The 24,820-nt window shown below is 48.5% G+C and carries 36 protein-coding genes; 33 read left to right on the top strand and 3 right to left on the bottom strand.

The genetic code is table 11. The features are described 5' to 3' along the window. Positions 1 to 6 precede the first annotated feature (6 nt). The 33 genes from rpoC to rplQ all read left to right on the top strand — a co-directional run bounded on the left by rpoC (position 7) and on the right by rplQ (position 22,756). Positions 7 to 4,215 (top strand): DNA-directed RNA polymerase subunit beta', encoded by a 4,209-nt coding sequence (gene rpoC / locus NFHSH190041_RS19010; RefSeq protein ID WP_261923262.1) that lies wholly within the window; start codon positions 7 to 9, stop codon positions 4,213 to 4,215. A gap of 183 nt (positions 4,216 to 4,398) precedes the next feature. Then, on the top strand, positions 4,399 to 4,773 hold the full coding sequence (gene rpsL, locus NFHSH190041_RS19005; protein ID WP_115139184.1) for a 30S ribosomal protein S12: 375 nt from the start codon (positions 4,399 to 4,401) through the stop codon (positions 4,771 to 4,773). Between the two features lie 81 nt (positions 4,774 to 4,854). Continuing rightward, entirely contained in the window at positions 4,855 to 5,325 is a 471-nt protein-coding gene (rpsG, locus tag NFHSH190041_RS19000) for a 30S ribosomal protein S7 (RefSeq protein WP_261923261.1), read from the top strand. 76 nt (positions 5,326 to 5,401) lie between these two features. Further along, positions 5,402 to 7,498, top strand: a complete 2,097-nt coding sequence (gene fusA / locus NFHSH190041_RS18995) for an elongation factor G (protein ID WP_261923260.1) — start codon at positions 5,402 to 5,404, stop codon at positions 7,496 to 7,498. Positions 7,499 to 7,580: 82 nt separating this feature from the next. Further along, positions 7,581 to 8,765 (top strand): elongation factor Tu, encoded by a 1,185-nt coding sequence (tuf, locus tag NFHSH190041_RS18990; RefSeq protein WP_261923259.1) that lies wholly within the window; start codon positions 7,581 to 7,583, stop codon positions 8,763 to 8,765. Between the two features lie 377 nt (positions 8,766 to 9,142). After that, a complete protein-coding gene (rpsJ, locus tag NFHSH190041_RS18985) occupies positions 9,143 to 9,454 on the top strand; it encodes a 30S ribosomal protein S10 (RefSeq protein ID WP_011070616.1) in 312 nt (103 codons plus the stop codon). Between the two features lie 27 nt (positions 9,455 to 9,481). Beyond that, a complete protein-coding gene (gene rplC / locus NFHSH190041_RS18980; protein WP_261923258.1) occupies positions 9,482 to 10,120 on the top strand; it encodes a 50S ribosomal protein L3 in 639 nt (212 codons plus the stop codon). Positions 10,121 to 10,137: 17 nt separating this feature from the next. After that, positions 10,138 to 10,743, top strand: a complete 606-nt coding sequence (gene rplD / locus NFHSH190041_RS18975) for a 50S ribosomal protein L4 (RefSeq protein ID WP_261923257.1) — start codon at positions 10,138 to 10,140, stop codon at positions 10,741 to 10,743. Beyond that, positions 10,740 to 11,042: a 50S ribosomal protein L23 gene (rplW, locus tag NFHSH190041_RS18970; protein WP_261923256.1), complete on the top strand. Its 303-nt coding sequence runs from the start codon at positions 10,740 to 10,742 to the stop codon at positions 11,040 to 11,042. Before rplD ends, rplW begins: the two co-directional genes overlap by 4 nt. A gap of 11 nt (positions 11,043 to 11,053) precedes the next feature. Beyond that, positions 11,054 to 11,878, top strand: a complete 825-nt coding sequence (rplB, locus tag NFHSH190041_RS18965) for a 50S ribosomal protein L2 (RefSeq protein WP_261923255.1) — start codon at positions 11,054 to 11,056, stop codon at positions 11,876 to 11,878. Between the two features lie 14 nt (positions 11,879 to 11,892). Next, positions 11,893 to 12,171: a 30S ribosomal protein S19 gene (rpsS, locus tag NFHSH190041_RS18960; RefSeq protein ID WP_261923254.1), complete on the top strand. Its 279-nt coding sequence runs from the start codon at positions 11,893 to 11,895 to the stop codon at positions 12,169 to 12,171. Positions 12,172 to 12,186: 15 nt separating this feature from the next. Beyond that, positions 12,187 to 12,519 carry a 50S ribosomal protein L22 gene (gene rplV, locus NFHSH190041_RS18955; RefSeq protein ID WP_261923253.1) on the top strand — a complete coding sequence of 111 codons (333 nt, stop codon included), beginning with the start codon at positions 12,187 to 12,189 and terminating at the stop codon, positions 12,517 to 12,519. Between the two features lie 9 nt (positions 12,520 to 12,528). Further along, complete coding sequence (gene rpsC / locus NFHSH190041_RS18950) at positions 12,529 to 13,218, top strand: 30S ribosomal protein S3 (RefSeq protein ID WP_261923252.1); 690 nt, start codon at positions 12,529 to 12,531, stop codon at positions 13,216 to 13,218. 11 nt (positions 13,219 to 13,229) lie between these two features. Beyond that, positions 13,230 to 13,640: a 50S ribosomal protein L16 gene (gene rplP / locus NFHSH190041_RS18945; protein ID WP_261923251.1), complete on the top strand. Its 411-nt coding sequence runs from the start codon at positions 13,230 to 13,232 to the stop codon at positions 13,638 to 13,640. Continuing rightward, positions 13,640 to 13,831: a 50S ribosomal protein L29 gene (gene rpmC / locus NFHSH190041_RS18940; RefSeq protein WP_261923250.1), complete on the top strand. Its 192-nt coding sequence runs from the start codon at positions 13,640 to 13,642 to the stop codon at positions 13,829 to 13,831. The genes rplP and rpmC overlap by 1 nt, the downstream gene beginning before the upstream one ends. Continuing rightward, on the top strand, positions 13,831 to 14,079 hold the full coding sequence (gene rpsQ, locus NFHSH190041_RS18935; RefSeq protein ID WP_261923249.1) for a 30S ribosomal protein S17: 249 nt from the start codon (positions 13,831 to 13,833) through the stop codon (positions 14,077 to 14,079). Before rpmC ends, rpsQ begins: the two co-directional genes overlap by 1 nt. 178 nt (positions 14,080 to 14,257) lie before the next feature. Further along, positions 14,258 to 14,626, top strand: coding sequence for a 50S ribosomal protein L14 (gene rplN / locus NFHSH190041_RS18930; protein WP_261923248.1), 369 nt, complete (start codon positions 14,258 to 14,260; stop codon positions 14,624 to 14,626). Positions 14,627 to 14,637: 11 nt separating this feature from the next. Next, complete coding sequence (gene rplX, locus NFHSH190041_RS18925; protein ID WP_261923247.1) at positions 14,638 to 14,952, top strand: 50S ribosomal protein L24; 315 nt, start codon at positions 14,638 to 14,640, stop codon at positions 14,950 to 14,952. A gap of 12 nt (positions 14,953 to 14,964) precedes the next feature. Next, positions 14,965 to 15,504, top strand: a complete 540-nt coding sequence (gene rplE, locus NFHSH190041_RS18920; protein ID WP_261923246.1) for a 50S ribosomal protein L5 — start codon at positions 14,965 to 14,967, stop codon at positions 15,502 to 15,504. A gap of 10 nt (positions 15,505 to 15,514) precedes the next feature. Next, positions 15,515 to 15,820, top strand: a complete 306-nt coding sequence (rpsN, locus tag NFHSH190041_RS18915) for a 30S ribosomal protein S14 (protein WP_261923245.1) — start codon at positions 15,515 to 15,517, stop codon at positions 15,818 to 15,820. Between the two features lie 24 nt (positions 15,821 to 15,844). Continuing rightward, on the top strand, positions 15,845 to 16,237 hold the full coding sequence (gene rpsH / locus NFHSH190041_RS18910) for a 30S ribosomal protein S8 (protein ID WP_261923244.1): 393 nt from the start codon (positions 15,845 to 15,847) through the stop codon (positions 16,235 to 16,237). A gap of 10 nt (positions 16,238 to 16,247) precedes the next feature. Continuing rightward, positions 16,248 to 16,781: a 50S ribosomal protein L6 gene (gene rplF, locus NFHSH190041_RS18905; RefSeq protein WP_261923243.1), complete on the top strand. Its 534-nt coding sequence runs from the start codon at positions 16,248 to 16,250 to the stop codon at positions 16,779 to 16,781. Positions 16,782 to 16,792: 11 nt separating this feature from the next. Beyond that, positions 16,793 to 17,143: a 50S ribosomal protein L18 gene (gene rplR / locus NFHSH190041_RS18900; RefSeq protein ID WP_261923242.1), complete on the top strand. Its 351-nt coding sequence runs from the start codon at positions 16,793 to 16,795 to the stop codon at positions 17,141 to 17,143. Between the two features lie 12 nt (positions 17,144 to 17,155). Beyond that, positions 17,156 to 17,659, top strand: coding sequence for a 30S ribosomal protein S5 (gene rpsE, locus NFHSH190041_RS18895; protein WP_261923241.1), 504 nt, complete (start codon positions 17,156 to 17,158; stop codon positions 17,657 to 17,659). Positions 17,660 to 17,665: 6 nt separating this feature from the next. Then, complete coding sequence (gene rpmD / locus NFHSH190041_RS18890) at positions 17,666 to 17,848, top strand: 50S ribosomal protein L30 (protein ID WP_261923240.1); 183 nt, start codon at positions 17,666 to 17,668, stop codon at positions 17,846 to 17,848. Positions 17,849 to 17,851: 3 nt separating this feature from the next. Then, a complete protein-coding gene (rplO, locus tag NFHSH190041_RS18885; protein WP_261923239.1) occupies positions 17,852 to 18,286 on the top strand; it encodes a 50S ribosomal protein L15 in 435 nt (144 codons plus the stop codon). A gap of 7 nt (positions 18,287 to 18,293) precedes the next feature. Then, positions 18,294 to 19,634, top strand: coding sequence for a preprotein translocase subunit SecY (secY, locus tag NFHSH190041_RS18880; protein ID WP_261923238.1), 1,341 nt, complete (start codon positions 18,294 to 18,296; stop codon positions 19,632 to 19,634). Positions 19,635 to 19,657: 23 nt separating this feature from the next. Then, on the top strand, positions 19,658 to 19,771 hold the full coding sequence (gene rpmJ / locus NFHSH190041_RS18875) for a 50S ribosomal protein L36 (protein ID WP_011758355.1): 114 nt from the start codon (positions 19,658 to 19,660) through the stop codon (positions 19,769 to 19,771). Between the two features lie 113 nt (positions 19,772 to 19,884). Beyond that, positions 19,885 to 20,241 carry a 30S ribosomal protein S13 gene (gene rpsM, locus NFHSH190041_RS18870; RefSeq protein ID WP_261923237.1) on the top strand — a complete coding sequence of 119 codons (357 nt, stop codon included), beginning with the start codon at positions 19,885 to 19,887 and terminating at the stop codon, positions 20,239 to 20,241. A 17-nt stretch (positions 20,242 to 20,258) separates the two neighbouring features. Beyond that, on the top strand, positions 20,259 to 20,651 hold the full coding sequence (rpsK, locus tag NFHSH190041_RS18865; RefSeq protein ID WP_261923236.1) for a 30S ribosomal protein S11: 393 nt from the start codon (positions 20,259 to 20,261) through the stop codon (positions 20,649 to 20,651). Positions 20,652 to 20,682: 31 nt separating this feature from the next. Further along, on the top strand, positions 20,683 to 21,303 hold the full coding sequence (gene rpsD, locus NFHSH190041_RS18860; protein ID WP_261923235.1) for a 30S ribosomal protein S4: 621 nt from the start codon (positions 20,683 to 20,685) through the stop codon (positions 21,301 to 21,303). Positions 21,304 to 21,327: 24 nt separating this feature from the next. Further along, positions 21,328 to 22,317: a DNA-directed RNA polymerase subunit alpha gene (locus NFHSH190041_RS18855; RefSeq protein ID WP_261923234.1), complete on the top strand. Its 990-nt coding sequence runs from the start codon at positions 21,328 to 21,330 to the stop codon at positions 22,315 to 22,317. Positions 22,318 to 22,357: 40 nt separating this feature from the next. Beyond that, positions 22,358 to 22,756 (top strand): 50S ribosomal protein L17, encoded by a 399-nt coding sequence (gene rplQ / locus NFHSH190041_RS18850; protein ID WP_261923233.1) that lies wholly within the window; start codon positions 22,358 to 22,360, stop codon positions 22,754 to 22,756. Between the two features lie 639 nt (positions 22,757 to 23,395). Here the strand turns inward: rplQ and ccmE are convergent. From ccmE to NFHSH190041_RS18835, 3 genes are read right to left on the bottom strand one after another with little or no spacing between them, the layout of a single operon-like run. Further along, the gene (gene ccmE, locus NFHSH190041_RS18845; protein ID WP_261923232.1) at positions 23,396 to 23,881 is read right to left on the bottom strand and encodes a cytochrome c maturation protein CcmE; all 486 of its coding nucleotides are present in this window, start codon (positions 23,879 to 23,881) and stop codon (positions 23,396 to 23,398) included. Then, positions 23,865 to 24,074 carry a heme exporter protein CcmD gene (ccmD, locus tag NFHSH190041_RS18840; protein ID WP_261923231.1) on the bottom strand — a complete coding sequence of 70 codons (210 nt, stop codon included), beginning with the start codon at positions 24,072 to 24,074 and terminating at the stop codon, positions 23,865 to 23,867. The genes ccmE and ccmD overlap by 17 nt, the downstream gene beginning before the upstream one ends. Continuing rightward, the gene (locus NFHSH190041_RS18835; RefSeq protein WP_261923230.1) at positions 24,074 to 24,820 is read right to left on the bottom strand and encodes a heme ABC transporter permease; all 747 of its coding nucleotides are present in this window, start codon (positions 24,818 to 24,820) and stop codon (positions 24,074 to 24,076) included. Before NFHSH190041_RS18835 ends, ccmD begins: the two co-directional genes overlap by 1 nt.

Raw genomic sequence — 24,820 nt, 5'->3', positions numbered from 1 at the left:
AGAAACGTGAAAGACTTATTAAAGTTTCTGAAACAGCAAAGCAAGACCGAAGAGTTTAACGGTATCAAGATCGGCCTGGCGTCGCCTGATCTGATCCGCTCTTGGTCTTTTGGTGAAGTTAAGAAGCCTGAAACCATTAACTACCGTACTTTTAAGCCTGAGCGTGAAGGTCTGTTCTGTGCGCGCATCTTTGGTCCTGTAAAAGACTATGAGTGTCTGTGCGGTAAGTACAAGCGTCTTAAGCACCGCGGTGTAATCTGTGAAAAGTGTGGCGTAGAAGTTACCCAGACTAAAGTACGTCGTGAGCGTATGGGTCACATTGAACTGGCTAGCCCAGTTGCCCACATTTGGTTTCTGAAATCACTGCCATCCCGTATCGGTCTGATGCTGGATATGACCCTGCGCGACATCGAGCGGGTACTGTATTTCGAATCTTTCGTAGTTATCGAGCCAGGCATGACCAGCCTGGAGCGCGGTCAGATGCTGACCGAAGAAAACTACCTGGACGCTCTGGAAGAGTACGGCGATGAGTTCGAAGCCAAGATGGGGGCAGAAGCAGTTCTGGAACTGCTGAAAGCCATCGATCTGGAAAAAGAAATCGAACAAATGCGTGAAGAGTTGCCATCTATCAACTCTGAAACCCGTCGTAAGAAAGTGACCAAGCGTCTGAAGCTGATGGAAGCTTTCTACAACTCCGGCAACAAGCCAGAGTGGATGATCCTGAAAGTGCTGCCTGTACTGCCACCGGATCTGCGTCCACTGGTACCGCTGGACGGCGGTCGTTTCGCGACTTCAGATTTGAACGATCTGTATCGCCGCGTGATCAACCGTAACAACCGTTTGAAGCGTCTGCTGGACTTGGCTGCGCCTGACATCATCGTACGCAACGAAAAGCGTATGCTGCAGGAATCTGTTGATGCCCTGTTGGATAACGGCCGTCGTGGTCGCGCCATCACTGGCTCCAACAAGCGTCCACTGAAGTCTCTGGCTGACATGATCAAAGGTAAGCAGGGTCGTTTCCGTCAGAACCTGCTGGGTAAACGTGTTGACTACTCAGGCCGTTCGGTAATTACCGTAGGTCCATACCTGCGTCTGCACCAGTGTGGTCTGCCTAAGAAGATGGCACTGGAACTGTTCAAGCCATTCATCTACGGTAAGCTGGAAGGTCGCGGTCTGGCGACTACCATCAAAGCTGCCAAGAAGATGGTTGAGCGTGAAGTTGCTGAGGTTTGGGACGTACTGGATGAAGTTATCCGCGAACATCCTGTATTGCTGAACCGTGCACCGACACTGCACCGTCTGGGTATCCAGGCGTTTGAACCTATCCTGATCGAAGGTAAAGCAATCCAGCTGCACCCTCTGGTGTGTGCGGCCTATAATGCTGACTTCGACGGCGACCAGATGGCGGTTCACTTGCCTCTGACGCTGGAAGCTCAGTTAGAAGCGCGCGCCCTGATGATGTCTACCAACAACATCCTGTCGCCAGCGAACGGTGAGCCTATCATCGTACCTTCTCAGGACGTGGTATTGGGTCTGTACTACACCAGCCGTGAAAAAGTAAACGGCAAGGGTGAAGGTATGGCCTTTGAATCTGTGGCTGAAGCTGAAAAAGCTTACCGCACAGGTGCTGCTGAACTGCATTCTCGCGTAAAAGTACGTATTACCGAAACTCACATTGGTGAAAACGGTGAGCGCACTAAAGTACGCCGCATTGTCGACACCACTGTTGGCCGTGCACTGCTGTCTACTATCCTGCCAGCCGGTATGTCATTTGACTTGGTGAACCAGGATATGGGCAAGAAGCAGATCTCTAAGCTGCTGAACACTTGCTACCGTCAGTTGGGTCTGAAAGATACTGTTATCTTCGCTGACCAACTGATGTACACCGGTTTCCAATATGCAACCATTTCCGGTACCTCTGTAGGTATCAACGATATGGAAGTTCCAGAGCTGAAGTACAGCCTGGTGAAGGAAGCTGAAGAAGAAGTCCTGGAAATCCAGGAGCAGTTCCAGTCAGGTCTGGTAACTGCGGGCGAACGCTACAACAAGGTAATCGATATCTGGGCCCGGACTAACGAAAAAGTGTCCAAGGCGATGATGGAAAACCTGTCTACTGAAACCGTGATTAACCGTGACGGCGAAGAAGAGAAGCAGAAGTCCTTCAACAGCATCTATATGATGGCCGACTCAGGCGCACGGGGTAGTGCCGCTCAGATCCGTCAGTTGGCGGGTATGCGTGGTCTGATGGCGAAACCAGATGGTTCGATCATTGAAACGCCAATTGTGGCGAACTTCCGTGAAGGTTTGAACGTACTGCAGTACTTTATCTCTACCCACGGTGCTCGTAAGGGTCTGGCGGATACCGCACTGAAGACTGCGAACTCCGGTTACTTGACTCGTCGTCTGGTTGACGTGGCTCAGGATCTGGTTGTCGTTGAAGATGATTGTGGTACCCACGAAGGTCTGATCATGAAGCCGCTGATTGAAGGTGGTGACGTGGTTGAGCCGCTGCGTGAACGTGTTCTGGGCCGTGTGGTCGCAGAAGATGTTTACTACCCAGGCACAAAAGAGGTTTTGGCACCTCGAAGCACTCTGCTGGATGAAGCATGGTGTGATAAGCTGGAAGAGCACAGCGTAGACGAAGTGAAAGTACGCTCAGTAATCGGTTGTCAAACGGATTTCGGTGTTTGTGCCTATTGTTACGGTCGTGATTTGGCTCGTGGTCACCTGATTAACCACGGTGAAGCAATTGGTGTGGTTGCAGCTCAGTCAATCGGTGAACCTGGTACCCAGCTGACGATGCGGACCTTCCACATCGGTGGTGCGGCATCTCGAGCTTCTGCAGAAAATAATGTCCAGGTGAAAAACCCTGGTACACTTAAACTGCACAATGCTAAGCATGTTACTAACAGTGACGGCAAACTGGTTATTGTATCTCGTTCTTCTGAACTGGCGATTATCGATGATCTGGGTCGTGAAAAAGAGCGTTACAAGGTACCTTACGGTACTGTACTGGAATGCTTGGAAGATCAGGCTATTGAAGCTGGCAAGATCATTGCGAACTGGGATCCACACACTCACCCAATCATCTCTGAGGTGGCGGGTTATGTGAAGTTCCAGGATATGATCGATGGCGTGACCATGACAACTCAAACCGATGAGTTGACTGGTTTGTCTTCTATCGTGGTACTGGACGTAGGTCAGCGTACCACTGCCGGTAAAGAAATGCGTCCTATGATTCGTCTGGTGGATGCTGACGGCAACGATCTGATGATCCCTGGTACTGAAGTACCTGCACAGTACTTCCTGCCTGGTCACGCGATTGTGAACTTGGCCGATAACGCTCAGATCCGTGTGGGTGATGCGCTGGCGCGTATTCCTCAGGAATCTTCTAAGACCCGCGATATTACCGGTGGTCTGCCACGGGTTGCTGACTTGTTCGAAGCGCGTAAGCCAAAAGAACCTGCAATCCTGGCCGAAATCAGCGGTACTATCTCCTTCGGTAAAGAAACCAAAGGTAAGCGTCGTCTGGTAATCACTCCTAACGAAGGCGGCAACGCTTACGAAGAGATGATCCCTAAGTGGCGTAACCTGAACGTGTTCGAAGGTGAAAAAGTTGAGCGTGGTGAAGTGATCGCTGATGGTCCAGAAGCGGCACACGACATCCTGCGTCTGCGTGGTATCCACCATGTGGCTAACTACATCGTGAACGAAGTGCAGGACGTTTACCGTCTGCAGGGCGTGAAGATTAACGACAAGCACATTGAAGTTATCATCCGTCAGATGTTGCGTAAGTGCATCATCACAGAAGCCGGTGACTCTGAGTTCTTGGAAGGCGAACAGGTTGAAGTGGCTCGCGTGAAGATCGCTAACCGCGAACTGGAAGAGCAGGGTAAGATGCCAGCGAAGTTCGAACGCGAACTGCTGGGTATCACCAAAGCCTCTTTGGCAACTGAATCCTTCATTTCTGCGGCATCGTTCCAGGAAACCACTCGCGTACTGACCGAAGCGGCAGTAGGTGGTAAGAGTGATAACCTGCGCGGTCTGAAAGAAAACGTGATCGTGGGTCGTCTGATTCCTGCGGGTACCGGTTATGCTTATCATAATAAGCGTAATCAGGCGCATGGTCATGGTGAGTCAGAGCAGTCCCAGACTATTACTGCCAGCGAAGCTGAGCAGAATCTGGCAGATCTGCTGAATATGACCAGCAACTAGAACTAATCGCCTGAAATTAAAAAAGGCGCCTGAAGGCGCCTTTTTTATTGTAAAGCACAGCAAAAGTTGGCTATTTCTTGACAGTCTGGCTTTACCTTTCTAAAATTCCGCGTCCCACCATAGTGGGATATAGATTTTTCACACCTTATTGTTGAACCAGATTCAACTGATTTGGAGCTATACATGGCAACTGTAAACCAGTTGGTACGTAAGCCACGTGCAGCGAAAGTCGAAAAGACTAACGTGCCTGCACTGGAAGCGTGCCCACAGAAACGTGGTGTTTGTACTCGTGTGTACACTACCACTCCAAAGAAACCAAACTCTGCACTGCGTAAAGTAGCGCGTGTTCGTCTGACCAACGGTTTTGAAGTAACTTCATACATCGGTGGTGAAGGTCACAACCTGCAAGAGCACAGCGTAATCCTGATCCGTGGCGGTCGTGTTAAAGATTTGCCAGGTGTGCGTTATCACACCGTTCGTGGCGCTCTGGACTGTGCTGGCGTGACTACTCGTCGCCAAGGCCGTTCCAAGTACGGTGCTAAGCGTCCTAAGTCTTAATGGTTTCCCGTTAAGTAAGGCCAAGCTAGTTAAATTGTAATTCCAAGTTTTGGAAGTACCTGAAGCATACGGAGAATTGTTATGCCAAGACGTCGCGTTGTAGGACAACGTAAAATCCTACCTGATCCAAAATTCAATAGTGAGTTGCTGGCTAAGTTCATCAACGTCATTATGCAGGACGGCAAAAAGTCTACTGCTGAAAAAATTATCTACAAAGCTCTGGATGTAATCGCTGAAAAGAAAAGCGAAGACCATCTGGTTCTACTAGAAGCAGCCCTGGACAACGTACGCCCAGCGGTAGAGGTTAAGTCTCGCCGTGTTGGTGGTTCTACTTACCAGGTTCCATGTGAAGTGCGTCCAGTGCGTCGTAACGCTCTGGCTATGCGCTGGTTGGTTGAAGCTGCTCGTAAGCGTGGTGAAAAATCTATGGCTCTGCGCCTGGCAGGTGAATTGCTGGATGCATCCGAAAACAAAGGCACTGCGGTTAAGAAGCGTGAAGACGTTCACCGTATGGCTGAAGCAAACAAAGCGTTTGCTCATTACCGCTGGTAATAAAATTGGCGTGGGCTTCGGTCCACGCCACTATGTTGTTTCCGGGACGATTATTCCCGGGTAAGAGGGTATAATCGTGGCTCGTACAACTCCTATTGAGCGCTACCGTAACATCGGTATCTGTGCTCATGTTGACGCTGGTAAAACCACCACCACTGAACGCGTTCTGTTTTATACCGGCCTGTCTCATAAAATCGGTGAAGTACACGACGGTGCAGCGACCACTGACTGGATGGTGCAAGAGCAAGAACGTGGTATCACAATCACTTCTGCTGCGGTAACCACATTCTGGCGTGGTATGGATGCGCAGTTTACTGAACACCGCATTAATATTATTGATACACCTGGCCACGTAGACTTCACTATTGAAGTTGAACGTTCTTTGCGTGTACTGGATGGCGCCGTAGTAGTATTTTGTGGCTCCTCTGGCGTAGAACCACAATCTGAAACCGTATGGCGACAAGCCGATAAGTACGGTGTACCCCGCATGGTATTCGTCAATAAGATGGACCGTGCCGGTGCTGATTTTGATCGCGTTGTTGATCAAATCCGCCATCGTCTGGGTGCTACTTGTGTTCCTATTCAATTGAACATCGGTGCAGAAGACGAATTTAAAGGTGTTATCGACCTTATCAAGATGAAAGCCATTAACTGGAACGAAGCAGACCAGGGCATGACTTTCACCCATGAAGAGATTCCTGCACACTTGGTGGACAAAGCCACTGAGATGCGTGAGTACCTGGTTGAAGCAGCCGCTGAGGCATCCGATGAACTGATGGATAAGTACCTTGAAGAAGGTGAACTGTCAGAAGAGGAAATTAAAGCCGCCCTGCGCCAGCGTACCATTAACAATGAAATCGTACTGGCCACCTGTGGCAGTGCGTTCAAGAACAAAGGCGTTCAGGCCGTTCTTGATGCCGTGATTGAATATCTGCCAGCCCCTATCGATGTACCAGCAATCAAGGGTATCGATGAGCATGAAAATGAGGTTGAGCGTCCATCTGACGACAACGCACCATTCGCGGCATTGGCATTTAAAATTGCGACTGACCCATTTGTGGGTACACTGACCTTTATCCGGGTATATTCTGGGGTACTAGAGTCTGGTGATGCAGTTTATAACTCAGTAAAAGGCAAGCGTGAACGTATTGGTCGTATGGTGCAAATGCATGCTAATGACCGCAAAGAGCTAAAAGAAGTTCGCGCCGGCGATATTGCCGCCCTGATTGGTCTGAAAGAAGTGACCACAGGTGATACTCTGTGTAACAGTGATCATAAAGTGATTCTAGAGCGCATGGAGTTTCCTGAGCCGGTAATTACCATTGCTGTAGAGCCTCGCTCTAAAGCCGATCAGGAAAAAATGGGCATCGCGCTGCAAAAATTGGCAGCGGAAGATCCTTCTTTCCGGGTTGAGACCGACGAAGAAACCGGTCAGACACTGATTTCAGGTATGGGTGAACTCCACCTGGATATTATTGTTGACCGTATGCGTCGCGAATTCAGTGTTGAATGTAATGTGGGTAAACCACAGGTTGCATACCGCGAAACCATCCGCAGTGCAGTTGAAGTGGAAGGTAAGTTCGTACGTCAATCCGGTGGTCGTGGTCAGTTTGGTCACGTGTGGCTGAAACTGGAGCCTAACGAAGAAGGTGCCGGATACGAATTCGTCAACGAAATCGTGGGCGGTGTGATTCCGAAGGAATACATCCCTGCCGTTGACAAAGGCATCCAGGAACAGACGAAGAACGGCGTGCTCGCTGGCTTCCCTGTTCTGGACGTGAAAGTCACTCTGTTTGATGGTTCATATCATGATGTGGACTCAAACGAGATGGCGTTCAAGGTTGCAGGTTCTATGGGCTTCAAGAAGGGTGCGCTTCAAGCCAGCCCTGTGTTGCTCGAGCCTTGCATGAAAGTAGAAGTGACAACACCTGAAGATTACATGGGTGATGTGGTCGGTGATCTGAACCGTCGCCGTGGTCTGATTGATGGGATGGATGATGGCGTGGCCGGCATCAAGATCATCAAAGCTGTTGTCCCTCTAGCTGAAATGTTTGGTTATGCGACTGATTTGCGTTCCGCAACTCAGGGTCGTGCTTCATACTCTATGGAGTTTCTGAAGTACGCTGAAGCACCACAAAACATTGCTAAAGCAGTTATTGAAGCTCGTAACTAAATCTAGTATACGAATAACTGTAAATTGTTTGATACTGGCCGGCTCCTAGAGCCGGACATTCTCGAAAAGAAAGGAATATATCGTGGCTAAAGAAAAATTTGAACGTAGCAAACCCCACGTAAACGTGGGCACCATTGGTCACGTTGACCATGGTAAAACTACTCTGACCGCTGCTATCTCTCACGTACTGTCTAAGACTTATGGTGGTGAAGCTCGTGATTTCGCACAGATCGATAACGCTCCAGAAGAGCGTGAGCGTGGTATTACCATTAATACCTCTCACATCGAGTATGACACTCCAACTCGCCACTACGCACACGTAGACTGCCCAGGCCACGCTGACTATGTTAAAAACATGATCACCGGTGCTGCTCAGATGGACGGTGCTATCCTGGTTGTTGCTTCTACTGATGGCCCAATGCCACAGACTCGTGAGCACATCCTGCTGTCTCGTCAGGTAGGCGTACCTTACATCATCGTATTCATGAACAAGTGTGACATGGTTGATGATGAAGAGCTGCTGGAACTGGTTGAGATGGAAGTTCGTGAACTGCTGTCTGAATACGACTTCCCAGGTGATGATCTGCCAGTAATTCAGGGTTCTGCTCTGAAAGCGCTGGAAGGCGACCCAGCTTGGGAAGCTAAGGTAATCGAACTGGCTGAAGCTCTGGATTCTTACATCCCTGAGCCAGAGCGTGACATCGACAAGCCATTCCTGCTGCCAATCGAAGACGTATTCTCAATCTCTGGCCGTGGTACTGTAGTAACTGGTCGTGTTGAGCGTGGTATCATCCGCGTAGGTGACGAAGTAGAAATCGTTGGTATCAAAGACACCACCAAGACTACTTGTACCGGTGTTGAAATGTTCCGTAAGCTGCTGGACGAAGGTCGTGCAGGCGAGAACTGTGGTATCCTGCTGCGTGGTACCAAGCGTGATGAAGTAGAGCGTGGTCAAGTACTGGCTAAGCCAGGCACCATCACTCCACACACTACTTTTGAATCAGAAGTATACGTTCTGTCTAAAGAAGAAGGTGGTCGTCACACTCCATTCTTCAAAGGCTACCGTCCACAGTTCTACTTCCGTACAACTGACGTAACCGGTACCATCGAACTGCCAGAAGGCGTAGAAATGGTAATGCCAGGCGACAACATCAAGATGGTAGTGACTCTGATTGCTCCTATCGCGATGGACGAAGGTCTGCGTTTCGCTATCCGTGAAGGTGGCCGCACTGTAGGTGCTGGTGTAGTAGCAAAAGTTATCAAGTAATTGATAATTTGACTGCACTACTAAAAGGGGAGGCTTCGGCTTCCCTTTTTTGTTGCAGTAAATACGCGTTTGTTATTTACGTGACAGGAAAAGGGTTGGCGGATACGAAAAAACTTCGTATAATCCAGACAGTTTTAATGGATGGTTGCGTTTATTGTTGACTATTCATACAGAGGGCTTGAATCTTGGTCTTGACCATGTATAATATGGCCTCGCTTACATATGTTAGCGACAGTTGGTTGGCAAATCTGAGCTAATCATCTTAATTACAGCGACTCCGATTGGGAGTCGAACGGTTAAATCATCTCGCTCTGCTTTCCCATAGAGGAATAGCTAGAGGGTGATTTTTTATGTGTCCATTTTAGGAGCTCTGGTCAATGCAGAACCAAAGAATCCGGATCCGCTTAAAAGGATTTGATCATCGTTTGATTGATCAGTCAACCGCGGAAATCGTTGAAACTGCTAAACGTACTGGTGCCCAGGTACGTGGTCCTATCCCACTGCCTACGCGCAAAGAGCGTTATACCGTTTTGATCTCTCCGCACGTTAATAAAGATGCTCGTGACCAATACGAATTGCGTACTCACAAGCGTCTGGTTGACATCGTAGAGCCAACAGAAAAGACCGTTGACGCCCTAATGCGTCTGGATCTGGCTGCTGGCGTAGATGTACAGATTAGCTTAGGTTAACTGAGATCCTTAGAAGAGGTTTGAGAGATGGCTATCGGTCTTATTGGTCGTAAAGTGGGTATGACCCGCATCTTCACTGAAGATGGTGTGTCTATCCCTGTTACAGTAATTGAAGTAGAAGCAAACCGTGTTGCCCAGGTTAAAACTCTGGAAAACGATGGTTACCGTGCTCTTCAAGTTACTACCGGCACCAAAAAAGCCAATCGCATCACTAAGCCAGAAGCTGGCCACTTTGCCAAGGCAGGCGTTGAAGCCGGCCGTGGTCTGTGGGAAATGCGTCTGGCCGACGGTGAAGGCGAAGGCATTGAAGTTGGTGCTGAGCTGAAAGTTGATATCTTCGCTGACATAGCGAAAGTAGATGTTACTGGTCAATCTAAAGGTAAAGGTTTCCAAGGTGGCGTTAAGCGCTGGAACTTCCGTACTCAAGATATGACTCATGGTAACTCTCTGGCACACCGCGCAAATGGTTCTATCGGTCAGAACCAAACGCCTGGTCGTGTTTTCAAGGGTAAGAAAATGTCAGGCCATATGGGTGCCGAGCAAGTAACGACTCAGAATCTGGACGTAGTACGTGTAGATGTTGAGCGCAACCTGCTACTGGTTAAAGGTGCCGTTCCTGGCGCTACCAACGGTAACCTGATTATCAAGCCTGCTGTTAAAGCTTAAGGTCTGAGGAGATAGTAATGGAATTGGTATTGAAAGACGCGAATAGCGCTCTTGAAGTTTCCGAAACTACCTTCGGCCGTGACTTTAATGAAGCACTGGTTCACCAGGTAGTTGTAGCATTCGCTGCAAACGCGCGTCAGGGCACTCGTGCTCAGAAAACCCGCGCTGAAGTTGTTGGCTCTGGTAAAAAGCCATGGCGCCAAAAAGGTACTGGCCGCGCTCGCGCCGGTACAGTTAAAGGCCCAATCTGGCGTGGAGGCGGCGTTTCTTTTGCTGCTAAGCCACAAGATCACAGCCAAAAAGTAAACAAAAAGATGTACCGCGGCGCGCTGAAAAGCATTCTGTCTGAGTTGGTACGTCAAGATCGTCTGATCGTTGTTGAGAAGTTCGGTGTTGAAGCTCCTAAAACTAAAGAGCTAAAAGCTAAGCTGCAAGCAATGGATCTGGAAGATGTGTTGATCGTAACTGCTGAAGTAGACGAGAATCTGTTCTTGGCTGCCCGCAACCTGTACAAGGTTGATGTTCGTGATGTTGCTGGTGTTGATCCAGTAAGCCTGATCGCGTTCAACAAGGTGCTAGTAACTGCTGATGCTGTTAAGCAAATCGAGGAGATGCTGGCATGATCCGCGAAGAACGTTTGCTAAAAGTTATTCTGGCTCCACATATCTCTGAAAAGAGTACTGTGAATGCAGAAAAGACCAACACTGTAGTTTTCCGCGTAGCTATGGATGCCACTAAGGCTGAAGTTAAAGCTGCTGTTGAGAAACTGTTCGAAGTTGAAGTAGATGCAGTTCGCACTTTGGTTAACAAAGGCAAAACCAAACGTCACGGTGCCCGTACTGGCCGTCGTAGCGATTGGAAAAAGGCTTACGTGACCCTGGCTGCTGGTGCTGATATCGATTTCGTCGGCGCTGAAGCATAAGGAGATTACTCATGGCAATTGTTAAGTGTAAGCCAACCTCTCCAGGTCGTCGCCACCTTGTAAAAGTGGTAAACAACGAACTGCACAAGGGTAAGCCTTTTGCAGGCCTGTTGGCGAAAAAGTCAAAGTCCGGTGGTCGTAATAACACTGGCCGTATCACCACTCGTCACATCGGTGGTGGTCACAAGCAACACTACCGTCTGATCGACTTCAAGCGTAACAAAGATGGTATCCCAGCCAAAGTAGAACGTCTGGAATACGATCCAAACCGCACCGCGAACATCGCACTGGTGCTATACGCTGACGGTGAGCGTCGTTATGTTCTGGCTGCTAAAGGCATGAAAGCTGGCGACGTAATCAAGTCTGGTATTGATGCAGACATCAAAGTAGGTAACGCACTGCCACTGCGCAACATCCCTGTGGGCTCTGTTGTACACGCTGTTGAAATGAAGCCTGGTAAAGGCGCTCAGATCGCACGTTCTGCAGGTGCTTACGTACAGGTTGTTGCCCGTGATGGTGCCTACGCAACTTTGCGTCTTCGCTCTGGCGAAATGCGTAAGGTTCCAGTAGATTGTCGCGCCACTCTGGGTGAAGTAGGTAACGCCGAGCACATGCTGCGTCAGCTGGGTAAAGCTGGTGCTAAGCGCTGGAGAGGCGTACGCCCAACCGTTCGTGGTGTTGCAATGAACCCAGTCGATCACCCACATGGTGGTGGTGAAGGTCGTACATCCGGTGGTCGTCACCCAGTGACTCCATGGGGTGTTCCAACCAAGGGTTATAAGACTCGCAGCAATAAACGCACTGACAAGTACATTGTACGTCGTCGTAATAAGTAATAAGAGGATTCGCCATGCCACGTTCTCTCAAGAAAGGTCCATTCATTGACCTGCACTTGCTGAAGAAGGTAGAGAAAGCGGTAGAAGCGGGTGAGAAGAAGCCTATTAAGACTTGGTCTCGCCGTTCTATGATCATCCCAAATATGATTGGGTTGACTATCGCTGTCCATAATGGTCGTCAGCACGTACCTGTTTTCGTAACTGACGAAATGATCGGCCACAAACTTGGTGAATTCTCACCAACTCGCACTTATCGCGGCCATGCTGCTGATAAGAAAGCGAAGAAGCGTTAATACGGGAGGAATAAGATGGAAGTTTTAGCTAAACATCGTTTTGCCCGTACGTCTCCGCAGAAAGCTCGCTTGGTTGCTGATCAGATCCGTGGTTTGCCTGTTTCTAAGGCCCTGGAAATTCTGACTTTTAGCCCTAAGAAAGCTGCCGTACTGGTCAAAAAAGTAGTAGATTCAGCGATTGCTAACGCCGAGCACAACGAAGGCGCTGACATCGATGAGCTGAAAGTAGCCAAGGTTTTCGTAGATGAAGGCCCAGTTATGAAGCGCATCATGCCACGTGCTAAAGGTCGTGCTGATCGTATCATCAAGCGTACCAGCCACATCACTGTGGTTGTATCCGATCGCTAGGAGAGAGCAATGGGACAGAAAGTACATCCTAATGGTATCCGTTTGGGTATCACCAAGCCTTGGATCTCTACCTGGTACGCAGATGGTTCAGATTATGCAAATAATCTGAACAGCGACTGGGAAGTGCGTAAGTTTCTGGAAAAGAAACTGAAAGCTGCTTCAGTATCCAAGATCGTTATCGAGCGTCCAGCGAAAAGCATCCGCGTTACTGTTCACACTGCCCGTCCAGGTGTTGTGATTGGTAAGAAAGGTGAAGACGTTGAAAAACTGCGCGCGGAAGTTGCCCGTATTACTGGCACTCCAGCTCAAATCAACATCGCTGAGATTCGTAAGCCTGAACTGGACGCTAAGCTGGTAGCTGATTCTATCGCTCAGCAGCTAGAGCGTCGCGTAATGTTCCGTCGTGCTATGAAGCGCGCAGTTCAAAACGCTATGCGTATCGGTGCCCAAGGTATCAAAGTTGAAGTTAGTGGCCGTTTAGGCGGCGCTGAAATTGCGCGTTCCGAGTGGTACCGTGAAGGCCGTGTGCCTCTACATACCCTGCGTGCTGATATCGACTATGCGACTTCTGAGAGCCACACCCAATACGGTGTGATTGGCATTAAAGTTTGGATCTTCAAAGGTGAAGTTCTGGATGGTATGCTGCCTCAGATCGAAGAGCCGAAGCAGCAACCTAAGCGCAAGCCTCGTAATAAGTAGGAGAGCCCGCAATGCTGCAACCTAAACGTATGAAGTTTCGCAAGATGTTCAAAGGCCGTAACCGCGGTCTGGCGAACGGTACTGAAGTGTCCTTCGGTACTTTTGGTCTGAAAGCAGTTGGCCGCGGCCGTTTGACTGCACGTCAGATTGAATCTGCACGTCGTGCTATGACACGTCACGTAAAACGTCAAGGCCAAATCTGGATTCGGGTTTTCCCTGACAAACCAATTACCTCTAAGCCTCTTGAAGTGCGTATGGGTAAAGGTAAAGGTAATGTTGAATACTGGGTATGCCAGATTCAACCTGGCAAGGTTCTCTATGAAATGAATGGCGTACCTGAAGAGTTGGCCCGCGAAGCTTTCGCACTGGCCGCCGCTAAGTTGCCAATCAAGACTACCTTCGTAACTAAGACGGTGATGTAATGAAAGCGAGCGAACTGAGAGAAAAGAGCGTTGAAGAACTGAACGCTGAATTACTTGGTCTGCTGCGTGAGCAGTTTAACCTGCGTATGCAAAATGCCACTGGTCAGCTGAGTCAAACTCACCAGCTGAAAACAGTGCGCCGTAATATTGCGCGTGTTAAGACCATTATTACTTCTAAGGCGGGTGCATAATGTCTGATAAAATCCGTACTTTGCAGGGTCGTGTAATCAGCGACAAAATGGACAAGTCCATCACTGTTGCAGTTGAACGTCAGGTGAAACATCCTATCTATGGTAAGTACATCAAGCGTACTACCAAGATCCATGCTCATGACGAACAAAATCAGTGTAATGCTGGCGATCTCGTGACCATTCGCGAATGCCGCCCGCTGTCTAAGACTAAGTCTTGGACTCTGGTTGACGTTGTAACAAAAGCTTAATCTTTGATTAAGTATTAGGTAAACGGCTCCACTTTTTTTGGGGCCGTTTGTTTTTACTACTACCAAACCCAATTTTATGGTGTTATAATTGCGCACCATTTTTGACCGTTTTCGGCAAAAATAGGTTTATTTATTATCCCATGTGGGATTGTGTAGTAACGATAGCGGAGCACTTAAAATGATCCAAATGCAATCGACTCTGGACGTCGCGTGTAACAGTGGCGCTCGTAGAGTTCAGTGTATTAAGGTCTTGGGTGGCTCTCATCGTCGTTATGCCGGTATCGGCGACATCATCAAGGTTTCTGTTAAAGAAGCTATTCCTCGCGCTAAAGCGAAGAAAGGTGATGTGTATAACGCGGTGGTAGTCCGTACTAAGAAAGGCGTACGTCGTCCAGACGGTTCTGTCATTCGCTTCGATCGGAATGCGGCTGTTCTATTGAACAGCAACCTGGCACCGATCGGTACTCGTATCTTTGGACCAGTGACTCGTGAATTGCGTACTGAGCAGTTCATGAAAATTGTATCGCTGGCGCCAGAAGTACTGTAAGGAGCTTCAAAATGGCAGCTAAAATCCGTCGTCAAGACGAAGTAATTGTACTGGCAGGCAAAGACAAGGGTAAGCGCGGTAAGGTTTCCCAAGTTTTGGCTACCGGTAAGGTGATTGTTGAAGGCATCAATCTGGTTAAGAAGCACACTAAGCCAAACCCACAGTTGGGTGTGACTGGTGGCATCGTAGAGAAAGAAGCCCCAATTCAAGCATCGAATGTTGCGATCTTCAACCCTGCCGCTGGCAAGGCTGATCGTGTTGGTTTCCGAATTGAAGACGGCAAAAAAGTGCGTTTCTTCAAGTCGAACGGTGAACTCGTTAAGTAATTGGAGTAAACGATGGCGAAACTGCATGATAAATATCAAGAGACTGTTGTTGCTGAACTGATGAACAAGTTCAGTTATTCCAGTGTCATGCAAGTCCCTCGGATTGAGAAAATCACCCTGAACATGGGTGTTGGCGAAGCTGTTGCAGACAAGAAAATCATGGAAAATGCTGTCCGTGATATGACTGCAATCGCTGGTCAGAAGCCAATTGTAACTGTTGCTCGTAAATCAGTTGCAGGCTTCAAAATCCGTGAAGGCTACCCTATTGGTTGTAAAGTCACTCTGCGCGGAGAGCGCATGTGGGAATTCTTCGAGCGTCTGGTTGACATCGCAATCCCACGTATCCGTGACTTCCGTGGTCTGAGTGCTAAGTCATTCGATGGTCGCGGTAACTACGCTATGGGCGTTCGCGAGCAAATCATCTTCCCAGAAATCGATTACGATAAGATCGATAAAATTCGCGGTATGGATATTGTTATCACTACCTCTGCGAAGACTGACGAAGAAGGTCGTGCTTTGTTAGACGCTTTTAACTTCCCATTCCGAAAGTAAGGGTAGCGTAATGGCAAAACAATCAATGAAAGCACGTGAAGTAAAGCGTGCAAAGCTCGTAGCTAAGTACGCTGAAAAGCGTGCTGCTCTGAAAGCTATCATCAGCAGCCCAGAGACTTCTGACGAAGCTCGTTGGGATGCAGTACTGAAGCTGCAAGCCCTACCACGTGATTCCAGTGCTGCGCGTCAGCGTAACCGCTGTAATCAAACTGGTCGCCCACATGGCTTCCTACGCAAGTTCGGCTTGAGCCGTATCAAACTGCGTGAAGCAACCATGCGTGGTGAAGTTCCTGGTCTGCGTAAGGCCAGCTGGTAAGCACTTGTCACGGAGTAAGCTAATATGAGCATGCAAGATCCTATTGCGGATATGTTAACCCGTATCCGTAACGGCCAAGCTGCTAACAAAGTGTCTGTGAAGATGCCTTCTGCCAAGCTGAAAGTAGCTATCGCTAAGCTGCTGAAAGACGAAGGTTATATCACTGACTACGCTGTAGCAGGTGAAGCCAAGCCTGAATTGGAAGTGACTTTGAAGTACTTCCAAGGCAAACCAGTTGTTGAGACTATCCAGCGCGTAAGCCGTCCTGGTCTTCGTATTTACAAAGGTAAAGACGAACTGCCAAAGGTGATGGGCGGTCTGGGTGTCGCAATCGTGTCCACTTCTAAAGGCCTGATGACTGATCGTGCCGCCCGCCTTGCAGGCATGGGTGGTGAGGTTATCTGCTACGTAGCATAAGGAGCTAGGAATGTCTCGTGTAGCAAAAGCACCAGTCACTATTCCAGCTGGCGTAGAGGTGACTTTAAACGGTCAGGAAATCACCGTAAAAGGTGGTAAAGGTTCTCTGACTCGCGTAATCAACAGTGCAGTTGCAGTTGTTGTTGAAGATAGCCAAATCAAGTTTGGTCCAGTTGAAGGTGTTGTAAATGCTTGGGCTCAAGCTGGTACTGCACGCGCTCTGGTTAACAACATGGTTATCGGTGTGTCTCAAGGTTTCGAAAAGAAACTGAAGCTAATCGGTGTAGGTTACCGTGCCAAAGTAGTTGGTAATGGTGTTGACCTGACCTTAGGTTTCTCACACCCACTGGTTCACACTCTGCCTGCTGGTGTTACTGCAGAATGCCCAAGTCAAACCGACATTGTCATCCATGGTGTTGACAAACAGTTGGTTGGCCAGGTAGCTGCTGAGATTCGTGGCTATCGTCCACCTGAGCCTTATAAGGGTAAGGGTGTTCGTTATGAAGACGAACAAGTACGCCGTAAAGAGGCTAAGAAGAAGTAAGGTAACGCGATATGGATAAGAAATCATCTCGCTTGCGTCGCGCGACTCGCGCTCGCAAGAAGATCCAAGAGCTGGGCGCTAACCGTCTGGTTGTACATCGTACTCCGCGTCACATTTACGCTCAGGTTATCAATCCTGAAGCTCAGGTTGTTGCTTCTGCTTCTACTGCTGAAAAAGCAGTAAAAGAAGCGCTGAAGTACACCGGTAACGTAGACGCAGCCAAGGCAGTAGGTAAAGCTGTTGCTGAACGCGCGATCGAAAAAGGCGTAACTGTTGTTGCCTTCGATCGTTCTGGTTTCAAGTATCACGGTCGTGTAGCTGCGCTGGCAGATGCTGCTCGTGAAGCTGGCCTCCAGTTCTAAGGGGTTTATACAATGGCTAAAGTAGAAGCTCAGCAAAAAGACGATCTGCAAGAAAAACTGATTGCAGTAAATCGTGTTTCTAAAGTAGTTAAGGGCGGCCGTATCTTCAGCTTCACTGCACTGACTGTAGTGGGTGATGGTGCTGGTAAGGTTGGCTTTGGTTACGGTAAGGCTCGCGAAGTTCCAGCTGCTATTCAAAAAGCAATGGAAAAAGCGCGTCGTAACATGGTGAATGTACAACTGAACCAAGGCACCTTGCACCACCCAGTGAAAGGTCGTCACTCTGGTTCTCGCGTATACATGCAACCAGCGTCTCAAGGTACCGGTATTATTGCCGGTGGTGCGATGCGCGCCGTATTGGAAGTAGCAGGCGTTCATAACGTTCTGTCTAAAGCATACGGTTCTACTAACCCGATCAACATCGTACGTGCAACTGTTGATGCTCTGGTGAACATGAAGTCACCTGCGCAGATTGCAGCTAAGCGTGGCCTGAATGTTGACGAAATTCGGGGGTAATGCACCATGGCAACTAAGACTATCAAAGTAACTCAGACCAAGAGTGCTATCGGCCGTCTGCCTAAGCACCGTGCGACTCTGACAGGCCTAGGCCTACGTCGCATTGGTCACACTGTTGAACTGCAGGATACTCCTGCTATTCGCGGTATGATCAACAAGGTCTACTACATGGTTAAGGTGGAGGGTTAATCAATGAAATTGAATTCTCTTTCCCCAGCAGCGGGTTCAAAGCATGCCGCTAAGCGTGTAGGTCGTGGTATTGGTTCTGGCTTAGGCAAGACTGCTGGTCGCGGTCACAAGGGTCAAAAATCTCGTAGCGGCGGCGGTGTTCGCATTGGCTTCGAGGGTGGTCAGATGCCACTGAAGATCCGTCTGCCTAAGTTCGGTTTCACCTCACGCATCGCGATGGTAACCGCTGAAGTTCGCGTAAGCGAACTGGCAAAAGTAAACGGTGATGTTATCGACCTGAACGCACTGAAAGATGCGAACGTGATTACTCGCAACATCCAGTTTGCGAAAATCGTTCTTTCAGGTACCATTGAGCGCCCAGTGACCGTAAAAGGTCTGAAGGTAACCAAAGGTGCACGTGCAGCTATCGAAGCTGCCGGCGGTAAGATCGAGGAATAATACGTCGATGGCAAAACCAGGACTTGATTTAAAAAGCGCGAAAGGCGGTCTCTCTGAATTGAAGGCTCGTCTCCTGTTCGTGATTGGTGCAATTATCGTCTTCCGGGCGGGTTCTTTTGTGCCAATTCCTGGTATTGACGCTGCTGTATTAGCTCAACTGTTTGCTCAGCAAAAGGGTACCATTCTGGGCATGTTTAACATGTTCTCAGGTGGCGCCCTTGAGCGTGCCTCTATTTTTGCATTAGGGATCATGCCGTATATTTCGGCGTCGATCATCATGCAGTTGTTGACTGTGGTGCATCCAGCACTGGCTGAACTGAAGAAGGAAGGCGAGTCTGGACGTAAGAAAATCAGTCAATATACCCGTTGGGGTACGTTAGTGCTGGGTACATTCCAGTCGGTCGGTATTGCGACAGGTTTGCCGAATTTGGTGCCAGGCCTTGTGGTCGACCCAGGTTTCGGTTTTTACTTCGTTGCGGTAGTGAGCTTGGTTACCGGGACTATGTTCCTGATGTGGCTGGGTGAGCAAATTACCGAGCGGGGCATTGGTAACGGTATTTCAATCCTGATTTTTGCAGGTATTGTAGCCGGCCTGCCAAAAGCTATCGGCCAAACAGCCGAGCAGGCGCGTCAAGGTGACTTGAACGTACTGGTACTGCTCTTGATTGCAGTTATCGTGTTTGCAGTAACATACTTCGTGGTATTCGTAGAGCGTGGTCAACGTCGTATCGTTGTTAACTATGCTAAGCGTCAGCAGGGCCGTAAGGTGTTTGCAGCGCAATCTACCCACTTACCGCTGAAGGTCAACATGGCTGGGGTTATCCCGCCAATTTTTGCGTCCAGCATCATTCTGTTCCCTGGAACCCTGGCTCAGTGGTTCGGGCAGAATGAGTCCATGTCATGGCTGAGTAATTTCTCTCTGGCTGTGTCTCCAGGACAACCGCTGTACTCATTGTTGTATGCGACTGCGATCATCTTCTTCTGCTTCTTCTACACCGCGTTGGTATTTAACCCTCGCGAGACAGCAGACAACCTGAAGAAGAGTGGTGCGTTCATTCCCGGGATTCGTCCTGGAGAACAGACTTCGCGTTACATTGATAAAGTAATGACCCGACTGACTCTGGCCGGTGCGTTATACATTACCTTTATCTGCTTAATTCCGGAGTTCATGTTAATCACTTGGAAGGTACAGTTTTATTTTGGCGGTACCTCACTACTGATTATGGTAGTAGTGATCATGGACTTCATGGCTCAGGTTCAGACCCATATGATGTCTCATCAGTATGAGTCTGTAATGAAAAAAGCCAACTTGGTAAACAAAGCGCATTTAGATCGCTTTGGGCGCTAAGCCTGGCCTAACGGAGTGGTGAAATGAAAGTTCGTGCTTCCGTGAAGAAGATCTGCCGTAACTGCAAGATCATCAAGCGTAGTGGCGTTGTACGCGTTATCTGTGTTGAACCAAAACACAAACAGCGTCAAGGCTAAAAAATCTGGCCAGTTTCGTTAATCCGAACTGGCCAAAAATGATTGCAAAAACGTCATCTGTCGAGTATCCTTTCGGGCTTTTCTCAGATGGCTTTTAACTTAAGGAGTGCATAGTGGCCCGTATCGCTGGCATTAACATTCCTGATCAAAAGCATACAGTCATTGGTTTGACTGCTATCTACGGTATTGGTCGTACTCGCGCTAAAGCTATTTGCGCGGCTACTGCTATCGCCGAGGATGCTAAGATCAAGGAATTGAGCGAAGCTCAAATCGATACCCTGCGCGAAGAAGTTGCCAAATACTCAGTAGAAGGTGACTTGCGTCGTGAGGTTTCCATGAACATCAAGCGTCTGATGGACCTTGGTTGTTATCGTGGCCTCCGCCATCGTCGTAGCCTGCCCCTGCGTGGGCAACGTACTAAGACCAATGCGCGTACTCGCAAAGGTCCACGTAAACCAATCAAGAAGTAACGGGAAGGTAGATCTCTATGGCTAAAGTTCCGTCACGTTCTCCGCGTAAGCGCGTACGTAAGCAGGTTGCTGATGGCATGGCTCATATCCATGCATCTTTCAACAACACAATTGTTACTATCACCGACCGTCAAGGTAATGCTTTGGCTTGGGCAACTGCAGGTGGTTCAGGTTTCCGTGGTTCACGTAAATCTACCCCTTTTGCTGCACAAGTTGCTGCTGAGCGTGCAGGTAATGCAGCTCAGGATTACGGCGTTAAAAACCTTGAAGTGTTCGTGAAGGGTCCAGGTCCAGGTCGTGAATCAGCCATTCGTGCGCTGAACGCTGTTGGTTATAAAATTACCAACATTACCGATGTGACGCCGATCCCTCATAACGGTTGTCGCCCTCCTAAGAAGCGTCGCGTGTAATTCGCGTTCATAGGATAGTTGGAGAAAGATAATGGCAAGATACTTGGGTCCTAAGCTCAAGCTCAGCCGCCGGGAAGGTACTGACCTTTTCCTAAAAAGCGGTGTGAGAGCAATTGATTCGAAGTGTAAGCTGGAAGCTGCACCAGGCCAACATGGCGCTCGTAAGCCACGTTTGTCTGAGTACGGTCTGCAGCTGCGCGAGAAGCAAAAAGTTCGTCGTATTTACGGTGTACTGGAAAAGCAGTTCCGTAACTACTATAAAGAAGCTGCACGTCTGAAAGGCAACACTGGTGAAAACCTGCTGCAACTTTTGGAAACCCGTCTGGATAACGTAGTTTATCGTATGGGCTTTGGTGCGACACGTGCTGAAGCACGTCAGCTGGTTAGCCATAAGTCTGTTATGGTAAACGGTCGCGTTGTTAACATTCCGTCATTCAAAGTGTCTGCGAATGATGTAGTAAGCATCCGTGAGAAGTCTCAGAAGCAATCCCGTATTAAGGGTGCTTTGGAAGTGGCTGCTCAACGTGAAAAGCCTACATGGGTTGAAGTAGATGCCGCTAAGATGGAAGGTGCTTTCAAGCGTCTGCCAGAGCGTAGCGATTTGTCTGCGGAAATTAACGAACAGCTGATCGTCGAGCTTTACTCTAAGTAAGGCTAACAAACAAGAGAGGACACAATGCAGGGTTCTGTTACAGAATTTCTTAAACCGCGTCTCGTTGATATCGAGCAGGTTAACCCAACTCGTGCCAAGGTGACTCTGGAGCCGCTTGAGCGTGGTTTCGGTCATACTTTGGGCAACGCGTTGCGTCGCATCCTTTTGTCGTCTATGCCCGGCTGCGCGGTAACCGAAGTCGAGATCGATGGCGTGCTGCATGAATACAGCAGCAAGGAAGGCGTACAAGAAGATATCCTTGAGATCTTACTGAACCTAAAAGGTTTAGCTGTGATCATCGAGGGTAAAGACGAGGCTATGCTCACTTTGAGCAAGTCCGGCGCAGGCCCTGTCACCGCAGCAGATATCACCCACGATGGTGATGTAACCATCATGAATCCTGAGCATGTTATCTGTCATCTGACTGGTAATCATGATATCAGCATGCGTATTCGTGTTGAGCGTGGTCGCGGTTATGTACCAGCTTCTGCTCGTGCACAAACTGAAGACGATGATCGCCCAATCGGTCGCCTGTTGGTTGATGCTTCTTTTTCACCTGTAGCCCGCATTGCTTACAATGTTGAAGCTGCTCGTGTTGAACAGCGTACTGACTTGGATAAGCTGGTAATTGATATGACCACTAACGGTACTATCGATCCAGAAGAAGCTATCCGTCGTTCTGCAACTATTCTGGCTGAACAGCTGGATGCGTTTGTTGAGCTGCGCGATGTTTCTGAGCCAGAGCAGAAAGAAGAGAAGCCAGAATTCGATCCGATTCTGTTGCGTCCTGTCGACGATTTAGAGCTAACTGTACGTTCGGCTAACTGTCTGAAGGCCGAAGCGATTCATTACATCGGTGATCTGGTACAGCGCACTGAAGTTGAGCTGCTCAAAACTCCTAACCTGGGTAAGAAATCTCTTACCGAGATCAAGGACGTGTTGGCATCTCGCGGACTGTCGTTAGGTATGCGTCTAGAAAACTGGCCTCCAGCTAGTTTGGCTGACGACCTATAAGTCCCAGGTTTGTACAGATTTAGGTTATAAGGATTAGGTCATGCGCCATCGTAAGAGTGGTCGTCAACTTAACCGCAATAGCAGCCATCGCCAAGCTATGTTCCGTAACATGGCTTCTTCACTGGTTCGTCATGAAATTATCAAGACAACCGTAGTGAAGGCGAAAGAACTGCGTCGCGTAGTTGAGCCTCTGATAACACTTGCTAAAAGTGACAGCGTTGCAAACCGTCGTCTGGCGTTTGCTCGTACCCGCGATCAAGAAATCGTAGGTAAACTGTTTAACGAATTGGGTCCACGCTACCAGGAACGTCCTGGTGGTTACACCCGCATCCTGAAGTGCGGTCTGCGTGCCGGTGATAAAGCCCCTATGGCTTACATCGAGCTGGTAGGTCGTCCAGAAGCTGCTCAAGCTGTAGAAGCTGAAGCTGCTGCTGAGTAATCTTAGGCTGCAAAGAAAAACCGGACCCTGTGTCCGGTTTTTTTCTGCCTGAAATTTATCTGTTTTTGTTTGATACGATACCGGCTGCTCATCCTTTCCCAAATACCCCGTCTTCCTCTACTGCTAGGTTGATTCACTATCAGGCTTTAGACACGTTAGTCCCCCTAGACTGTAGTGATGAAGCGAGTTACAGCTAATAGCTAATTTTATAGCTATTTTATTTCAGTATTCTTTTGCAATATTTCTTTCTATAGACAACTTACCGTGCTGTATGGAGGTTTGGTACTAAATATACCAATTTAATCACTGCATATATTTTCGTGATGAATCGATCGCGCAGCTTTATTGCGCCTTACTCTGTAATCGATTTTTGAGCTTATTTATGACTAAAGACTGCGGTAAGTGGATGGTCTTCATTCCTTATTATTGGCACTGCAATAGCCGCAAGCTGAGCGGGTTGTAGTGAATATTGCGATTTTGGCGCGTTTAAATAGCCTTTAAGGCGCTTTCTTCTGAACGGTGAAACTCTTGGTGGGAATAAATTTAATCGTTTTTGTAGCTTCTTAGCGCATGATGATTATCTGCTAGATATAGATATAAAAAAGCCCTCACAGGGAGGGCTTAAAGTGATATCAGCAATTATTTTGCGTCAGTTTGGCCTTCACCATAGCTAAGTTTCTCATGGGATTTATCCATGGCTTCAGCTACTTCAGGTGGCATATAGTTTTCATCATGCTTAGCCAGCACTTCTGTTGCTTTGAGCACATTGCCTTTTTCTAGTACCCCTTGTGCCACAATACCCTGTCCTTCACGGAACAGATCTGGCAGCAGATCGTCGTAAGTCACGGTGATTTCACCGCCTGAGGCATCATGTACTTTAAACTCAACGTCCAAGCTTTTAGGATCGCGTTTAAGTGAGCCAATTGTGACCATGCCACCGACTCGGATACGCTGACCAACTTCAGGTAACAAACCTGTATCCTTTTTCCCCTGAATAATCTCTGTTGGGGTGAAAAATAGGTTTAGGTTTGAATTCAGGGCATATAGCAGTAGAGAGGCAATGCCTGCAACACCCGCAACCAGGGCAACTGCCAGAATAAGTCTCTTTTTACGTCTTGGATTCATTGCTACTCCGATGTTGTTTTAGGCGCTCTTCGCGTGCCAGTTTTTGCGCGATATGTTTTAACACTCTGCCTTTTTGTCCGCAGCTTTGTATAACCAATCCCAATATGCAGGCAAAGGTTACGCCATAGGCCAGCCAGACATAAAATGCGTAGCCACCCATATGGAAAAAGTCACTGATAGAATCAAACTGCATTATTTAACTCCTTGTGCCTGAGCCAGCTTACGGACCCAAGGACGCATACCGTTTCGCGCCAGAATTTCAGCACGGAAACGTACCAGGGTCAGAGCTCCAATCATCAGACCAAATCCCAGAATATTAATAAGCAGTGGGATTAACATATCGTTGGGCATTGCTGATTTTTCGGTAATTTTAATCGTGTCGCCTTGGTGCAGTGAACTCCACCACTCCACTGAGTATTTGATGATAGGAACGTTAATAACCCCAACAATCGCCAAGATACCAGCAGCGCGAGCTGCTAACACTTTGTCTTCAAAGGAGGCATACAGAGATATCACCCCGAGATAGAGGAAGAGCAATACCAATTCAGAGGTTAAGCGGGCATCCCATACCCACCAAGTTCCCCACATAGGTTTACCCCATGCCGAGCCGGTAAATAAAGCAATAAAGGTAATCACTGCACCGATCGGGGCAATCGAAGCTGCCGCCCAGTCAGCCGCTTTTATCTGCCATACCAGGCCAATAAAGGCCGCTACAGCCATACTCATATAGGCCGCCATCGACATAGATGCCGCTGGTACATGAATAAAGATGATTCGATAGCTATCACCCTGTTGGTAATCTGTTGGTGCAAACATCAGCCCCCAGATCGTTCCGGTCAGAATAAAGCCAAGTGCCAGAATGCTGAACCAAGGCAGCAACTTACCTGACAGTTGATACGCCTTTTCAGGATCGGCGTAGGGATGTAACCACTTCCACAT

Source organism: Shewanella sp. NFH-SH190041 (genome assembly GCF_024363255.1).
In the GTDB taxonomy this organism is placed as follows: domain Bacteria; phylum Pseudomonadota; class Gammaproteobacteria; order Enterobacterales; family Shewanellaceae; genus Shewanella.
Note: the sequence above shows the minus strand (reverse complement) of the source record. Positions and strands in the feature narration are given on the sequence as shown.

What these genes read in the sequence shown, in the direction of transcription:
- rpsL (WP_115139184.1), top strand. Translation starts at nt 4,399, where the DNA reads ATGGCAACTGTAAACCAGTTGGTACGTAAGCCACGTGCAGCGAAAGTC.
- rpsG (WP_261923261.1), top strand. Translation starts at nt 4,855, where the DNA reads ATGCCAAGACGTCGCGTTGTAGGACAACGTAAAATCCTACCTGATCCA.
- rpsJ (WP_011070616.1), top strand. Translation starts at nt 9,143, where the DNA reads ATGCAGAACCAAAGAATCCGGATCCGCTTAAAAGGATTTGATCATCGT.
- rplC (WP_261923258.1), top strand. Translation starts at nt 9,482, where the DNA reads ATGGCTATCGGTCTTATTGGTCGTAAAGTGGGTATGACCCGCATCTTC.
- rplD (WP_261923257.1), top strand. Translation starts at nt 10,138, where the DNA reads ATGGAATTGGTATTGAAAGACGCGAATAGCGCTCTTGAAGTTTCCGAA.
- rplW (WP_261923256.1), top strand. Translation starts at nt 10,740, where the DNA reads ATGATCCGCGAAGAACGTTTGCTAAAAGTTATTCTGGCTCCACATATC.
- rplB (WP_261923255.1), top strand. Translation starts at nt 11,054, where the DNA reads ATGGCAATTGTTAAGTGTAAGCCAACCTCTCCAGGTCGTCGCCACCTT.
- rpsS (WP_261923254.1), top strand. Translation starts at nt 11,893, where the DNA reads ATGCCACGTTCTCTCAAGAAAGGTCCATTCATTGACCTGCACTTGCTG.
- rplV (WP_261923253.1), top strand. Translation starts at nt 12,187, where the DNA reads ATGGAAGTTTTAGCTAAACATCGTTTTGCCCGTACGTCTCCGCAGAAA.
- rpsC (WP_261923252.1), top strand. Translation starts at nt 12,529, where the DNA reads ATGGGACAGAAAGTACATCCTAATGGTATCCGTTTGGGTATCACCAAG.
- rplP (WP_261923251.1), top strand. Translation starts at nt 13,230, where the DNA reads ATGCTGCAACCTAAACGTATGAAGTTTCGCAAGATGTTCAAAGGCCGT.
- rpmC (WP_261923250.1), top strand. Translation starts at nt 13,640, where the DNA reads ATGAAAGCGAGCGAACTGAGAGAAAAGAGCGTTGAAGAACTGAACGCT.
- rpsQ (WP_261923249.1), top strand. Translation starts at nt 13,831, where the DNA reads ATGTCTGATAAAATCCGTACTTTGCAGGGTCGTGTAATCAGCGACAAA.
- rplN (WP_261923248.1), top strand. Translation starts at nt 14,258, where the DNA reads ATGATCCAAATGCAATCGACTCTGGACGTCGCGTGTAACAGTGGCGCT.
- rplX (WP_261923247.1), top strand. Translation starts at nt 14,638, where the DNA reads ATGGCAGCTAAAATCCGTCGTCAAGACGAAGTAATTGTACTGGCAGGC.
- rplE (WP_261923246.1), top strand. Translation starts at nt 14,965, where the DNA reads ATGGCGAAACTGCATGATAAATATCAAGAGACTGTTGTTGCTGAACTG.
- rpsN (WP_261923245.1), top strand. Translation starts at nt 15,515, where the DNA reads ATGGCAAAACAATCAATGAAAGCACGTGAAGTAAAGCGTGCAAAGCTC.
- rpsH (WP_261923244.1), top strand. Translation starts at nt 15,845, where the DNA reads ATGAGCATGCAAGATCCTATTGCGGATATGTTAACCCGTATCCGTAAC.
- rplF (WP_261923243.1), top strand. Translation starts at nt 16,248, where the DNA reads ATGTCTCGTGTAGCAAAAGCACCAGTCACTATTCCAGCTGGCGTAGAG.
- rplR (WP_261923242.1), top strand. Translation starts at nt 16,793, where the DNA reads ATGGATAAGAAATCATCTCGCTTGCGTCGCGCGACTCGCGCTCGCAAG.
- rpsE (WP_261923241.1), top strand. Translation starts at nt 17,156, where the DNA reads ATGGCTAAAGTAGAAGCTCAGCAAAAAGACGATCTGCAAGAAAAACTG.
- rpmD (WP_261923240.1), top strand. Translation starts at nt 17,666, where the DNA reads ATGGCAACTAAGACTATCAAAGTAACTCAGACCAAGAGTGCTATCGGC.
- rplO (WP_261923239.1), top strand. Translation starts at nt 17,852, where the DNA reads ATGAAATTGAATTCTCTTTCCCCAGCAGCGGGTTCAAAGCATGCCGCT.
- secY (WP_261923238.1), top strand. Translation starts at nt 18,294, where the DNA reads ATGGCAAAACCAGGACTTGATTTAAAAAGCGCGAAAGGCGGTCTCTCT.
- rpmJ (WP_011758355.1), top strand. Translation starts at nt 19,658, where the DNA reads ATGAAAGTTCGTGCTTCCGTGAAGAAGATCTGCCGTAACTGCAAGATC.
- rpsK (WP_261923236.1), top strand. Translation starts at nt 20,259, where the DNA reads ATGGCTAAAGTTCCGTCACGTTCTCCGCGTAAGCGCGTACGTAAGCAG.
- rpsD (WP_261923235.1), top strand. Translation starts at nt 20,683, where the DNA reads ATGGCAAGATACTTGGGTCCTAAGCTCAAGCTCAGCCGCCGGGAAGGT.
- NFHSH190041_RS18855 (WP_261923234.1), top strand. Translation starts at nt 21,328, where the DNA reads ATGCAGGGTTCTGTTACAGAATTTCTTAAACCGCGTCTCGTTGATATC.
- rplQ (WP_261923233.1), top strand. Translation starts at nt 22,358, where the DNA reads ATGCGCCATCGTAAGAGTGGTCGTCAACTTAACCGCAATAGCAGCCAT.
- ccmE (WP_261923232.1), bottom strand. Translation starts at nt 23,881, where the DNA reads ATGAATCCAAGACGTAAAAAGAGACTTATTCTGGCAGTTGCCCTGGTT.
- ccmD (WP_261923231.1), bottom strand. Translation starts at nt 24,074, where the DNA reads ATGCAGTTTGATTCTATCAGTGACTTTTTCCATATGGGTGGCTACGCA.
- NFHSH190041_RS18835 (WP_261923230.1), bottom strand. Translation starts at nt 24,820, where the DNA reads ATGTGGAAGTGGTTACATCCCTACGCCGATCCTGAAAAGGCGTATCAA.